Below are 13,497 nucleotides of genomic sequence, written 5' to 3'. Positions count from 1 at the left end.
TGTTCGGATAGCCGCGGATGTTCGGCCCGCAGAGGAGGAGCGTTTCTAAAGTCACGCCGTACTCTTGACAGCTCCCCCCGGCAATCGGTGCTCCAGGAGTCCTGACGAGCGACACGAGCCTATGGTCGTTAGTTAGATGTGTCTCTTGACTTCTAGAGGAGTGGTTCATATCCTTCTCTTTATTTCGAGAGAGAACGGAGTATCCCATGTCGCCACCGCCTCAGTCCGATGCCCTGCGCGGCTCGATAGACCTGCTCGTGCTGAAGACCCTTTCTCTGGCTCCCATGCACGGCTGGGGCATCGGGCAGCGAATCCAGCAGATCTCGGCCGGGGAAGCTGGAAGTCAACCAAGGCTCGCTCTATCCGGCGCTCCAGCGTCTCGAACAACGAGGCCTGATCACGAGTGCCTGGCAGACGACCGAGAACAATCGCCGGGCCCGCTTCTATCAGATCACTGCCTCGGGCCGACGCGCCTTGGGCAAGGAGACGGAGAGCTGGCGGCGCTTCGCGGCGACGATGGAGACGATTCTGCACACGACCTGAAACACCCTTCGATCCTCCCTTGCCCCCGCCGTTGATTGGAGTATCGACGATGAGCTGGATCACTGGCCTGCACGCGAGATTGCGAGCACTCGTCGACAGGGCATCAGCCGAGAAGCGGATGGAAGAGGAAATCGTCTTCCACACCGAAATGGAGACAGAGAAGAACCTCCGAGCTGGCATGCCGAGTAGAATGACCTTCTGGACGAGGACTCTGCTCGGCGACGCGAATGAACCAACGGACGTTTTGGAACACGGTTGCTGCGACGAAGACCTTCTCCCATCCGCTCGACCTGTCTCGTTTCTCATCGCTGGTCTCTCGTGAAGCCGGCGTGCTGGATTACGGGTGCGGGTACGGACGCCTGTGTCGCGAGCTGCGATCCGCCGGCTACTCCAACATCATCGGCGTCGATCCGTCGAGCGCGATGATCGACCGCGCACGGGCCGAGAACCCTGGAATCACGTTCCAGAACCTGGACAGCGACACCCTGCCATTCAGTGCTGTGTCATTCGACGCGGTGCTCCTCTTCAGCGTGCTGACGTGCATCATCGACGACCGAGAGCAGCGCTTGCTCGTGCAGGAGATCGAGCGAGTGCTGCGGCGGGGCGGAATCCTCTACGTCAGCGACCTCCTGTTGCAGGAGGACGACCGTAATCGAGAGCGGTACGACGAGGGGCTTCGGTCGTTCGGTCGGTACGGCGTGTTCGAGCTCGAGCCGGGCGTCACGTTTCGGCACCTGCCGCGTGCCTGGGTGGACGAGCTGATGAGCGGATTCATGCCGCTTGATTTCGTCGAGATCGACGTCACGACCATGAACGGGAACCGGGCGAAGGCATTTCAATTCTGGGGCGCCAAGCGCTGACTTGATGGACAATCGGACGCGCCCGGACAGGGCATCCAGCTACGGTTCGAGAAGGACCGAGCGCCTCATCTCAGTGACAGCCACAGAGATCCGTGATAGGCCTGTGAGTACAGAGTAGAAAGAGGAGAACCACTCCCAATGCGCACCCTTGCGGCCACTCTTCTCGTCCTTCTTGCCGCATGCGGAGGCCAGGCCCCGCCACGGGCGGAGGCCAGGCCGCCCAACATCGTCCTGATCATGACGGACGATCAAGGCTGGGCTCAGTTGGGCGTGCATGGCGACGATGTCTTGAAGACGCCGAACCTGGATCGCCTGGCCAGTGAGAGCGTCGAGCTCACTCGCTTCTATGTCTCGCCCGTCTGCGCGCCGACACGCGCCAGCTTGATGACCGGCCGATACAACTACCGCACGGGCGTCGTCGACACCTGGCTGGGCCGGGCGATGATGCACCCTGACGAGGTCACACTGGCTGAAATGCTAAGTGCGGCTGGATACCACACGGGCATCTTCGGCAAGTGGCACCTTGGCGACAACTACCCGATGCGACCGATCGATCAGGGATTCGACGAAGCGCTGGTCCACCGCGGCGGCGGCATCGGGCAGCCTTCCGATCCACCGGGCTCCAGCTACTTCGATCCGATCCTCCAGCACAACGGTGTGCAAGAGCAGCACGAAGGCTATTGCACCGACGTGTTCTTCGATGCCGCGCTCCGGTTCATCGAGCAGACCCGCGATCGGCCCTATTTCCTCTATCTCGCCACCAACGCGCCGCACGCGCCGTACCAGGTGCCAGATGAGTACCGTAAGCGCTACGCGGCGCTGGGCCTCGACGACAAGGATGCCCGCATCTACGGGATGATCACCAACATCGACGATAACGTGGGGCGTCTCGTGGCGGCCCTCGAGCGGCTTGGTGACGCCGAGGACACCGTGCTCATCTTCATGACCGACAATGGACCGACGACGCGCAGGTACGCCGCCGGTCTGCGGGCGCAGAAGAGCAGCGTCTACGAGGGCGGCATCCGCGTGCCGTTCTTTCTACGCTGGCCCGCACGGCTCGAGCCCCGCAAGATGGATGTGATGGCCGCTCACATCGACGTTACGCCGACGCTGCTGGACGCCGCGGGCGCGGCGAAGCCTGCGCGCGTGCAGCTCGACGGCCGCAGCTTGATGCCGCTCGTCGACGGGCGCACGAACGACTGGCCCGAGCGCACGCTGTACATCCAGAGCCATCGCGGCGATGAGCCGCAGCGGAATCGTGCGTTCGCGGCGGTGTCACAGCGCTGGAAGCTGACGCAGCCTTTGAGCTTCAGCGAGCCGCCGCCGGCGAACGCACCACTGGAGCTCTACGACCTCGCCGCCGATCCAGCGGAGGAGCACAACCTTGCCAGCGCCCACCCCGAGCTGATTCAGAAAATGAAGCAAGGCTACGATGAATGGTTCGAGGATGTGTCTCCTTCCCGCGGCTATGCACCGCCGAAGATCCATATCGGGACAGCTCACGAAAACCCCGTGTGGCTCACGCGGCAAGACTGGCGTGTTGTCGGCGAAGACGGTTGGGGCGACGGCAGCCTCGGCTACTGGGAGGTCGATGTGAGGACGCCCGGCCGGTACGATATCCACTTCCATTTCGACGCCCAGGAAACCCCAGGCCGCGCCGAGCTCGCGTTGGGCGATGCCAAACGGAGAATCGCATTCCGACAAGGAGATCAGGAGGTCGTTTTCGAGGACGTCGAGCTCGCCGCCGGACCAGGGACGCTCGAGGCACGGCTGAGGCGTGGAGACAAGATCGAGGGGGTGTGGTTCGTCGAAGTGCAAAAGTAGGCAGCACCACCGTGGTCGAGCCTATTTGCCCAGCGTCTCGATCACCTCGGCGAGCAGGCGCACGCCGTCACGAATCTCCCGCTCGGTCAGGCACGCGTAGCCCAGGAGCAGCCCGGTGGTGGCTGGCGGCTCGAGGTAATGCGGCGCGACCGAATAGATCCCCAGTCCGCGGTCCGCTGCACGCGCTATGAGATCATGCATGCACGCAGCGGGCGTGCCGCGCAGCCAGACGACCATGTGTATGCCGGCGTTCTCGCCGACGATCTCGACGCGATCCCCCAGCAGCTCGCGAAAGCTGTCGAGCATGGCAGCGCGCCGCGAGGCATTCCGCGCTCTCGCCCGGCGCACGTGGCGCTCGAAGTGTCCCTCGGTGATGAAGTCCGCCAACACCTCTTGCTCGAACGTTGGCGCGTGGCGATCCATCAGGAACTTGAGCGCCGCCAGCGCCGGCACGATCGGCTCCGGCGCGATTAGGTAGCCCAGGCGCAACGACGGAAAGAGCACCTTCGACAGCGTGCCGATGTAGATGACCCGACCGGTTGAATCGAGGCCTTGAATGGCCTCCACCGGCCGGCCGTCGTACCAGAACTCGCTGTCATAGTCGTCCTCCACGACCCACCCACCCGCTTCGTCTGCCCATCGCAGTAGCTCGAGCCGCCGCCCGAGCGGCAGCACACCACCGAGCGGGAACTGGTGCGAGGGAGTGACGTATGCGAGACGGACATCCTTGCCGTGCGGCAGTTGGGAGACATCGATGCCGTGCTCGTCGACCGGAACCGGAAGCAGGCTCGCGCCGGCTGCGGCAAACACCTGTCGTGCCGACAAGTAGGCCGGCTCTTCGATGGCGACGCGAGCGCCGCGATCGATCAAGAGGCGCGCGACGAGATCCAAGGCCTGCTGCGAGCCGTTGACGATGATGACCTGCTCGGCAGTGGCTGCGACGCCGCGCGCGCGTCTCACGTAGTCCGCGATTGCCTCGCACAGCGGAGAGAATCCAAGCGCACGTCCGTACCGCAGCGTGTTGATGGACATCCTCCGAGCGCGCCGTGCAACGAGCCGGCTCCAGATCTGCTGTGGAAACTCCGCCACGGCGGGCACCCCGTATCGAAAGTCATATCGGAGGCCCGCCCGCGGCGGACGGCCGACGGCCGGCAGCGGTGCGAGCGCCAACACCCGATCGGCGTGCGCCGACAACCGCGGATGTGCCTCTGGCGCCTTGGTCCGCGCACCGTATGGAGACGGTGCGAGGAGCGGATCGGGGAGCGTCGAGGAGACGAACGTGCCCGAGCCGCCTCTGCCTTCGGCGTATCCCTCGTCGACGAGCTGCGCGAACGCCGTGAGAACAACGTTTCGCGACAGTCCGAGGTCGCGTGCGAGCGAGCGCGTCGACGGCAGTCGTGAGCCTGGCGCGAATCGTCCCTCGCGAATCGCCGCGCGAAGACCCCGATAGAGGCGCTGGTTGAGCCGCCCATTTCCGTCGAGTCGTACGAGCATGTGCTCCTAACTGGTACCAGAAAACCGGTCGGAAGTGGATCCCGCAATCGCAGCTGCCGTCTTCTAGAATCGGCCCGCTAGCAGATGGAGGATCTTCAATGAACATCTCAACGGGATTCGGAATGACACTGCTCATCGTGGGCACGATGGCCGGCTCTGCAACCGCCCAGGAGGCCGCTCACCGGTCGAGGTGCAAGGCGATCCACGCCGCTATGGCCGAGGATCTGACGACCGCCTGCAAACCGGACGACGATTCCTGTTTCATTGGCGAGGTGGCCGGCAACCACGGCCTGCGCGGAACCACATACTTTCGAGCCGACGGCAGCGGGACGAGCCCGGACACCTCGCCAGACTTCGTCCCCTACAGCGGCCAGTTCGAGTACTCCACGAAGCGCGGGACGCTGATCATGCGCGAAACAGGAATCGTGAACCAGACCCAAGGCAATCTCGACAGCGGCGCAGTCACGGCGTTTCAGAAGATCGTCGATGCCACCGGCGATTGGGCGGGAACGACGGGCTATTTCTTCGTAAACGGCTTCAGTCGCGAGGGTCACGTTCAGACCCGGGTCAGCGGAGAGATCTGCCGGCCCTGAGCGTCGATTGGCGTGGAGATCTCCGGCTCGCGGCACTATACTGCGGGCACTTGGAGGTCTGAGCCAGTGTCAACTCTTTCTCGTCGCGAGCTCGTGCAGTGGGCTGGCGGGCTGGCGGCCGCGCACGTCGTCGGGCTCGACGCACAGACATCCGCGCCTTCTGACTATATCGGTCCGCTGACCGGGGTGACGAAGGGCATCGAAGACCGCCAATTCGATCCGGTCGTATACACGCGCGATCTGTACGCGGCCGCACCGCGGCGGCTCCGATTTCGCGCGCGCACGCGCGGTGAAGCCGAGGAGTGGCAGAAGACCCTCCGCACGAAGCTGACCGAGCTGGTCGGAGACTTGCCGACGGAGCGCCCGCCGCTTCGCCCCATCACGCTCGAGACGCGCACCTTCCCCGGTTACACGCGGGAGAAGGTCGTGTTCGACAGCCGGCCCGGCGTCAGCGTGCTTGCGTATCTGCTACTTCCGGTGAAGGCACGTCCGCCAGCAGCGGTCATGATCTGCGTGCCCGGCCACGGCCGCGGTGTCGACGACATCGTCGGCATCGACGAGCAGGGGAGCGATCGGACCGACAAGCCAGGCTATGCGCACGACTTCGCCATCCAGGTCGCCGAAGCCGGCATGGCGGCCCTCGCGATCGAGCCGATGGGCTTCGGCTGCCGTCGGGACCCCATCAACGCTCGCAAAGGCCTCGACCGAAAGGCGTGCGAGCCTGTGGCAGGCGGCGCCCTGTTGGTTGGCCAGACGATGATCGGCTGGCGTGTGTGGGACGTCATGCGGACGCTCGATTACATCGCAACGCGCTCCGAGTTGGATCAAAGCCGCGTTGGTTGCATGGGGATCTCCGGAGGCGGCACCGTCACGCTCTTCTCGACGGCGCTCGATCAGCGCATCCGCGTTGCTCTCGTGAGCGGGTACCTGAACACGTTTCGGGACAGCATCGGGAGCCTCGCTCACTGCATCGACAATTACGTTCCTGGGATTCTCAACTGGGCCGAGATGCACGACGTCGGGGGTCTGATAGCGCCGCGACCGCTATTCGTGGAGTCCGGGGAGAGAGATAACATCTTCCCGATTCGCGCGAGCATCGAGAGCTTCAATGAGGTGCAAAAGATCTACAGCGTCTTTGGAGCACAGGATCAGGTCGAGCAGGAGGTCTTTCCAGACGAGCATCTCTTCTGGGGCAAGCGCGGCATCCCGTTCTTGGCGCGTCACCTGAACGTCTGAGGCGCGTTCCCCACGCGTGCTCCCTGAGTCGATCGATGCGCCGTCGCCGCCTGCGCTGTGGTCATTGGCTTGCTTGGTAGATCACTGTACCGTTGCGAATCGTGTATCGGACTGCAGCAAAGGCTCGAACGTTCTTGGAGGGATCCTCGCTGAGAACGGCGAGATCGGCGGCGAGACCGGTGGCAATGCGTCCGAGTCGCGCCGAATCTCCAAATCGCTTGGCTGGCACGACGGTGAGAGAGGAAAGGATCTGGGACGCGCTCATGCCAGCCTCGGCCATGAGCGCGTACTCATCGCTCGGATCGTAGTCATCCATGTAGCCCACATCGGTGCCGAACAACACCTCCCCGCCTGTACCAAGCCACGCTCGAAGCTGGTCGACGCCCATTCCGGCAAACCGCTCGAGATCCGAGATGCGGTCGTGGCGTAGCTCGTACCGCCACAGCTTCAGCGTGGGGATCACAGCAACTCCCGCCTTCTTCATTGCAGCCAGGGTCGCCTCGTCCCACGGGCCGGATTGGGGAGCGGTGTGCACCAAGATATCGGCTCCACCGCGCACGGCGGCAAGCAGGCCCTCGCGGTTGGAGGGATGAGCGAACACCGGCTTCTTTCGGCGGTGGGCTTCATCGGCGGCAGCTCGAATCGCGCTCTCGGGAAGGCTGACAATGGGCGGTGCCCACGTGGCGGCGTACAGTTTGATCCCGTCCGTGCCTGCGTCGAGATGCTTCCGCGCGGCCGCAAGCGCTTCCGCGGCGTCGGCGACCTCGGGCATGGTGACCCTCATCGACCCTGAGACGTCCAGGATCAGCTCTGGTGGGGCCCCGCCCTTCGGAAACAGAATTTCACCAGTCGAGCGAATGCGCGGCCCCGGTATGTCGCCGGACTCGATGCGGTCACGAAGGCGTCGCGTGTTCGCCCACATCGACCCGGTGTCGAACACGCTCGTAAAGCCATACCGTACGAGCATTGCCTGAAGCTGCTCCCTGAGCTCCGGCGCCGGGATCTCCGATGCGTCCGCCCACTTCCGCTCGATGAAGTGCACGTGGCTGTTCCAGAGCCCCGCGACGACCGTCAGGCCGGAGCAGTCGAGGATCTCGGTTCCCTTCGGGATCCGGACCAATGCGCGTGGGCCTACCGCCGCGATCTTGCCCCCTTGGGTCAGAACGACGCCGTCGCGTATCGGGTCCTCCGTCGGGCTGACGTAGATCGTGCCGCCAACGAGAGCGAGGCCTCGTTCTGGCATCGTATCGACCTGATTGGCGAGGGCGCCCTGGAAGGGCAGGAGAGACGCGATAAGAGCAGAGCTAAAAACCAGTCTGGTTCGCATGGGCCTCCTGATCGCGTCTTGGCGTCGCATGTCATATCTATACGAGCTCGTTCTGGAACGAGTTCTTGCGGGCCCGAAGCCCGCGGGCAACACCTATGCCTCGCCAGTGTTTGGCGCAGCGTCCGACAGTTGAGCAACTACGACGAGCCGGTCCGTGCTTCCGGCTCTGACGGTGCCATCGTATGCGCCGAAGTAGGCGACGGCAGCGAAACTGTGTCGTCCAAGAGCAGTGTGCTTGGAGGGACGACAAACGCCTAGGACTGAGCTTTGACAGGACCACAGCACGCGACGTGCCGTTCACATTCTTCAGGTCGTGCCGATGAAGGTCCTCAAATTGATTATCAATCCGCCGTACTTCCTCTTTCGTTCGTCCACCACGGCGTTCATCACTCTGAGACGCTGTTTGTCACCTTCGCGAGGCACGCCCGTTCCCAATCTTCATACTGTTAGTGATGGTTCCGATCCGCCAGGATGGACGCTCTGGAGGAGCGCACGGCTGGTGGTACCATGGACCCGCGCACCTTCCAGTGACGAGGTGAGGAGGACTAGCAACGCCGCCGACCGGGTCGACACTCCGGCTGCCTCGACGATATGCCCGTGCTCCGGTATCGACGGATGTCGCGCCGGGCACGGTGCGCCCCTCGACGGCAACCGCTTCGCGCCGGCTCGCATGGGCGCTCTCGGGGTTCGCGTTGTGGACTATCTTGGGGCTCTTCTTCGCGAGCCAGATCATCATCCTCCGAGGCGACGAGGTCACCTGGGTTCTGGCGCTTCGGATGGCGATGCCAAGGTGGTACGTGTGGGGTGCGCTCAGCCCGGGCATCGTCGTTGTCGACCGATGGCTTGGCGCGGACCGTTCGCTGGCGGCACGCCTTGCCCTGCACCTGCCGCTTGGCGTTGCCTGGACGTGCCTTGCACTGACCATTCGCCTCCTGATTCGCCCGCTGAACGGGATGCCGTGGCCCGAATCCTTGCTGGGCTTTGCGCTGGGGCGATTCTACTGGGACATTCTCATTTACGGCGTCATCGCCGGCGTCGCCGTCGCGCGTGACTACGCCACGAAGGCGAGAGACGAGGAGCGGCGCAGCCATCAATTGCAAATCGAGGCTGTCGAGCTGCAGCGTCACCTCACCGAGGCGCGTCTGCAGAGCCTGCGATCCCAGTTGCACCCGCACTTTCTGTTCAATGCCTTGAATACGATCAGCGCGCTGACCGAGAGCGATCCAAAGACGGCGCGTCGACTGATGGACCAACTGGGCCAGCTCCTGCGCAGCTCACTCCGCCACGCGTCGCAGCCGTTGGTGACTCTGGCCGAGGAGCTGACCTTTCTAGACGATTATCTCGCGATTGAATCGGTGCGGTTCGAAGACCGGATCACCATATCGGTCGACGCCGATGACGATGTGCTCGAGGCGCGTGTGCCGAGCTTTCTCCTCCAGCCGCTCGTGGAGAACGCCATCCGGCATGGGGTCGGACCTCGCCTGGCCGGCGGGCACATTGCCGTAACCGCGAGACGGGCGGGGGCGTTCTTGCGGCTGCGGGTCCGCGACGATGGCCTGGGGCTCTCGCCCGACTGGTTGCAGCGCCGGGACGCGGGCGTTGGGCTGCGGAACATTGCGGCAAGGCTGGAACAATTGTATCCACAGCGCCACAGATTTCTTGTGACACCAGGCGGATCCGGTGGAGTGGATGTGCAGCTCGATCTGCCCTGGCCTAGGTAGGGACGGGCCACCCCAGCGCGGCTGCCGCGCTGGGGACCCCGGCGCCTCGCCGAGGCGTCCGGCCGGCGCGTTCACGCCTTCGCGCTCCGCGCTACGGCGGACGAGTCGGCGATTGCGCCCTACCGGGTTCGAAGGCAGGCGCCCGGATGATGAACCCATGACGACTGTTCGCGCGCTCGTGGTCGACGACGAGAAACCTGCTCGGGATCGTCTTCGGCGTTTGCTGCAGAGGGACGCGCGAGTTCAGTTCGTTGGCTGCTCTGTTAGCGGCGCTGACGCCATCCGGGCAGTCGAGGAAGCGGCGCGCGCCGGGGAGCCCGTGCATCTGTTATTCCTCGATGTGCAGATGCCAGAGCTGGATGGCTTTGGCGTCATCTCCACGCTCGTCCATCGCTTGGAGAACCAGCAGGTGCCGGCTGTCGTATTCGTGACGGCCTACGATGAGTACGCCCTTCAAGCGTTCGACGCGCACGCCGTTGACTACCTTCTGAAGCCGTTCAGCGACGAGCGCTTCGAGGCATCGCTCGACCGGGCCCTCCGCCACGTGCGCGCAGGCCATGCGGAGGCGTTGCTGTCGCAGATGCAGGCGTTGCTCGAGACCATTGGACAGCCGCAGGAGCCCGACGGTGTGTCACCCTCGTCGGCGCATGGGAGCGCACCGCTCGATCGCATCGTGCTCAAAGGCGTTGGTCGCGTTCGCCTGCTGCCGGTTCAACAGATCACCTGGATTGAAGCCGCCGGCATGTACGTGAAGCTTCACACGCGCGACGGCGCTGCGCACTTGCATCGCAGTCTCCTGGGCCAGTTGGACGCGGTGCTCGACAAACAACGGTTCATACGCGTTCATCGATCGGCCATCGTCAACATCGATCTGATCGACGAGCTGCAGCCCGACGCCCACGGTGACTACATCGTGGTGCTGAAGGATCGCACGGAGATCCGCCTCGGTCGACGCTATCGGGCCAGACTGCAACATCGACTGGGCCAGGGGCTCTGATACTCACGGTTCATCCGCTCCCGCCACCGCTCATCAGCCGCCACCGGCGCTCATCACATTACAGGCCTGCTATACGCCGACTGCCGTTACGGTGTTTGCAAACGACGTGTCGCGAGCAATCGAGGCATGTCCTGTCGAATAGGAGGACGAGTGATGAAACTCTATTCATCCGTCGTAATGGTTTGCCTGGCTACGGCCGGGACTGCGTTCGCCCAGGCTGGCGGCGACCAGAAACAGCCGGCGGCCGACGCGCTTCGCCAGAGCTGGGACAACGTCAAGGCGATGGTCGCCGGCAGTGCCGAGCTCATGCCGGAGGATAAATACGCGTTCAAGCCCACTCCGGACGTTCGAAGCTTCGGCGGAATCATTGGCCATGTCGCCAACAGCAACTACATGTTTTGCTCCGCGGCTCGTGGTGACGAGAACCCGAACAAGGAGGACTTCGAGAAGACCACAGAGAAGGCTGCGCTCGTCGAAGCCGTAAAAGCGTCCATCGCGTACTGTGATGAAGCGTTCACCAAGGCCACCGACGCGTCGGTTGGCGAGCAGATCAAATTGTTCGGCCGCGACGCGGCCAGGATCAACGCACTCCTGATGACCGTCGCGCACGGCAGTCAGCACTACGGCAACCTGGTGACCTATCTGCGGATGAACGAGCTCGTGCCGCCCTCGTCTGCGGGGAGCCAATGATGTAACGGACGCCTCGGCGAGGCGTCCCTACCCGCGACCCGGCAGGACCCTTGGCGAGATGACGGCCGCCTCGGCGAGGCGGCCCTTCCTAGACGCTATTCCTGGCGCAGAGCAATCATCGGATCCACCGCGCTGGCCCGGCGAGCTGGCACGTAGCAGGCGACCACCGCGGCGGCGAGCAAGACGGTCCCAACAGCCAGCAGCACGGGCACACTGAGCGCGCTCGTACCGTAGAGCGTGCTTTGCATGGCACGACCGAGACCATACGCACCCAGAAGCCCCAACACCAAACCGCCTGCGGCGAGCGTCAGGCCTTCGCGGAGGATCTGGAGCCGCACGTGAAGTTGTCCGGCACCGAGCGCCATGCGGAGCCCGATCTCCGACGTCCGCTGCGTGACCGTGTAGGCCATGACCCCATAGATGCCGAGCGCCGCCAGCACCAGCGCCAGCGCTGCCAGTCCACCGTAGAGTGCCATGTTCAATCGATCGGACGCGAAGCTCGCACTCACGATCTCGTCCATCGTTGGGACGTCTGTCAGCGGCAGCTCCGGGTCGACGGCCTCAACCGCCGCCGCGACGCTTTGGCGCAACGCGTCGGGGTTGGTCGCCGAACGGACCGCCGCCATCGCCTGCGGCCATGGGCTCTGCGCGAACGGCACGTAGATCTGCGGCGCCTCGGGATCACCGAACCGCGCGACATTGCTCACATCCCGGAACACCCCCACGATGTGCCACTCGACGGGAGCACCCGGGACGCCAGGCACGAATCCAGGGGTTCCCGGGACGAGCTCGTCCATCGCCACACGTTGGCCCACGGGATCCCGGCCTTCCAGAAAGCGCTCGACGAAGCGCTCGTTGACCAGGGCCACGCGCTGCGTGCTCGGACCATCGCCCGCGGTCAACGCGCGCCCGCGCACGACACCGATCCCAAACGTTTCGAAGTACTCTGGCGTGACCATCTGGACGCCCGCGCTCGGCCGTAACGACGGCACGTCATCGGGCCGTCCGACAATGCTGAGCTCCGTAGAAAACCCGGTACCGAGCAGCGGAAGCCCGGGAGCGCTGACGCTGGCGTGGACGACGCCAGGAAGCGCCTGGAGCTGCTCGATCAGGTGCCGGTAGAAGCCGTCGATCTCAGCCGGCGAGGAAAGCCGCCCTTCGTTCACCGGCAACCCAAAGGTGAGGATGTGATCGGTGCGCACGCCAAGGTCGACCTGCGTGCGGTGCCAGAAGCTCAGGATCGTCAGTCCCGCGCCCGTGAGCAAGGTGACCGCCAGCGCGAACTCGACCACGACGAGTGTGTGACGCAGGCGCCGGCGACCGCTCCCGGTCGCGCTGCGCCCCGCCTGTTTCAGCGTGTCGTTGAAGTCCATGCGGCTTGCCTGCCAGGCCTGCGCCGCACCACACAGCAGGCCACACAGCATGGCTGCCAGGAGCGTGAACAGCAACACGGGCAGATTCAGTCGAGGATCCGCTTCGGCGGGCAGTGCGCCGGGTGGCAGCATCGCGAGAATGCCCTGGAGAATCCAGATGCTCGACAGCGCGCCCAACGTGCCGCCGGCCGTGGCCAGCACCAGGCTCTCGGTCAAGACGCGCCGGGCCAGACGTCCGCGCGTCGCCCCGAGCGCGGCGCGGATGGCGGTCTCGCGCTCGCGTGCCGCGCCGCGTGAGAGGAGCAGGTTCGCGACGTTGACGCACCCAATCAACACCACGAAGCTGACCGCCGCCAAAAGCAGCCACAAGTTCGTCACGGCGTCCGCGCTCAGGAAGTTGTTCTGGAGCGGCTCCACGCTCACCGTCCGGCCCGTGTTGGAGTCTGGGAACCGTTGCGCCACGTCCTCCGCAATGGCGTTCATCTCCTGTTGCGCCTGTGCGATGGTCACGCCTGGCGCGAGCCGCCCCACCATCAGCAATGGGCGGAACCGGCGGTTCGCGATCTGGTCCGGCGTCAACGAGAGCGGGATCCACACATCGGCCGGCAGACGATCGTTGACGCCAGGCCGCAGCACGCCGATGACCGTGTACGGCGTCCCATCCATGCGGATGTCACGCCCGATGATGTCAGGATCGGCGCCGAAGCGATCGCGCATCTGTTCACCCAAGATGCGGCGCTCCGCGCCGAGACCCGGCTGGTGCGCAACCCACTCCCGGCAAGCGGCGGTGTCGAGCCAGAGACCACGGCCGAAGTGCGCGCCTACGCGCCGGCGGCCTT

The 13,497-nt window shown here is 64.5% G+C and carries 10 protein-coding genes and 1 pseudogene; 8 read left to right on the top strand and 3 right to left on the bottom strand.

Going from position 1 to position 13,497, the window contains the following annotated elements; genetic code table 11:
- Positions 1-206: 206 nt before the first annotated feature.
- The 3 genes and pseudogenes from GEV06_14670 (at position 207) to GEV06_14660 (ending at position 3,227) form a co-directional block, all read left to right on the top strand.
- Positions 207-543: pseudogene (locus tag GEV06_14670) on the top strand (PadR family transcriptional regulator).
- Positions 544-770: 227 nt separating this feature from the next.
- On the top strand, positions 771-1,403 hold the full coding sequence (locus GEV06_14665) for a methyltransferase domain-containing protein (protein ID MPZ19138.1): 633 nt from the start codon (positions 771-773) through the stop codon (positions 1,401-1,403).
- Positions 1,404-1,541: 138 nt separating this feature from the next.
- Positions 1,542-3,227: a sulfatase-like hydrolase/transferase gene (locus GEV06_14660; protein MPZ19137.1), complete on the top strand. Its 1,686-nt coding sequence runs from the start codon at positions 1,542-1,544 to the stop codon at positions 3,225-3,227.
- A gap of 21 nt (positions 3,228-3,248) precedes the next feature.
- On the opposite strand, the gene GEV06_14655 is transcribed toward GEV06_14660, so the two are convergent.
- Positions 3,249-4,721 carry an aminotransferase class I/II-fold pyridoxal phosphate-dependent enzyme gene (locus GEV06_14655; GenBank protein MPZ19136.1) on the bottom strand — a complete coding sequence of 491 codons (1,473 nt, stop codon included), beginning with the start codon at positions 4,719-4,721 and terminating at the stop codon, positions 3,249-3,251.
- 98 nt (positions 4,722-4,819) lie between these two features.
- On the opposite strand from GEV06_14655, the gene GEV06_14650 reads away from it, so the two are divergent.
- Positions 4,820-5,314, top strand: coding sequence for a hypothetical protein (locus GEV06_14650; GenBank protein MPZ19135.1), 495 nt, complete (start codon positions 4,820-4,822; stop codon positions 5,312-5,314).
- Positions 5,315-5,320: 6 nt separating this feature from the next.
- Positions 5,321-6,550, top strand: coding sequence for an acetylxylan esterase (locus GEV06_14645; protein ID MPZ19134.1), 1,230 nt, complete (start codon positions 5,321-5,323; stop codon positions 6,548-6,550).
- A gap of 61 nt (positions 6,551-6,611) precedes the next feature.
- Here the strand turns inward: GEV06_14645 and GEV06_14640 are convergent, their stop codons facing one another.
- Positions 6,612-7,907 (bottom strand): amidohydrolase family protein, encoded by a 1,296-nt coding sequence (locus tag GEV06_14640; protein ID MPZ19133.1) that lies wholly within the window; start codon positions 7,905-7,907, stop codon positions 6,612-6,614.
- Positions 7,908-8,509: 602 nt separating this feature from the next.
- Between GEV06_14640 and GEV06_14635 the strand changes: the two genes are divergently transcribed.
- The 3 genes from GEV06_14635 to GEV06_14625 all read left to right on the top strand — a co-directional run bounded on the left by GEV06_14635 (position 8,510) and on the right by GEV06_14625 (position 11,285).
- Positions 8,510-9,598 (top strand): hypothetical protein, encoded by a 1,089-nt coding sequence (locus GEV06_14635; protein ID MPZ19132.1) that lies wholly within the window; start codon positions 8,510-8,512, stop codon positions 9,596-9,598.
- The gene (locus GEV06_14630; GenBank protein MPZ19131.1) at positions 9,567-10,595 is read left to right on the top strand and encodes a response regulator; all 1,029 of its coding nucleotides are present in this window, start codon (positions 9,567-9,569) and stop codon (positions 10,593-10,595) included. The genes GEV06_14635 and GEV06_14630 overlap by 32 nt, the downstream gene beginning before the upstream one ends.
- Positions 10,596-10,721: 126 nt before the next feature.
- A complete protein-coding gene (locus tag GEV06_14625) occupies positions 10,722-11,285 on the top strand; it encodes a hypothetical protein (GenBank protein ID MPZ19130.1) in 564 nt (187 codons plus the stop codon).
- Positions 11,286-11,380: 95 nt separating this feature from the next.
- Here GEV06_14625 and GEV06_14620 read toward each other — a convergent pair.
- Positions 11,381-13,497, bottom strand: a 2,117-nt coding sequence (locus tag GEV06_14620) for an FtsX-like permease family protein (protein ID MPZ19129.1), incomplete at its 5' end; no start/stop codon positions are given.

This window comes from Luteitalea sp. (assembly GCA_009377605.1).
Classification (GTDB): domain Bacteria; phylum Acidobacteriota; class Vicinamibacteria; order Vicinamibacterales; family Vicinamibacteraceae; genus WHTT01.
This window is presented reverse-complemented; position numbering and strand designations above follow the sequence as displayed.

What these genes read in the sequence shown, in the direction of transcription:
- GEV06_14665 (MPZ19138.1), top strand. Translation starts at nt 771, where the DNA reads ATGAACCAACGGACGTTTTGGAACACGGTTGCTGCGACGAAGACCTTC.
- GEV06_14660 (MPZ19137.1), top strand. Translation starts at nt 1,542, where the DNA reads ATGCGCACCCTTGCGGCCACTCTTCTCGTCCTTCTTGCCGCATGCGGA.
- GEV06_14655 (MPZ19136.1), bottom strand. Translation starts at nt 4,721, where the DNA reads ATGCTCGTACGACTCGACGGAAATGGGCGGCTCAACCAGCGCCTCTAT.
- GEV06_14650 (MPZ19135.1), top strand. Translation starts at nt 4,820, where the DNA reads ATGAACATCTCAACGGGATTCGGAATGACACTGCTCATCGTGGGCACG.
- GEV06_14640 (MPZ19133.1), bottom strand. Translation starts at nt 7,907, where the DNA reads ATGCGACGCCAAGACGCGATCAGGAGGCCCATGCGAACCAGACTGGTT.
- GEV06_14630 (MPZ19131.1), top strand. Translation starts at nt 9,567, where the DNA reads ATGTGCAGCTCGATCTGCCCTGGCCTAGGTAGGGACGGGCCACCCCAG.
- GEV06_14625 (MPZ19130.1), top strand. Translation starts at nt 10,722, where the DNA reads ATGTCCTGTCGAATAGGAGGACGAGTGATGAAACTCTATTCATCCGTC.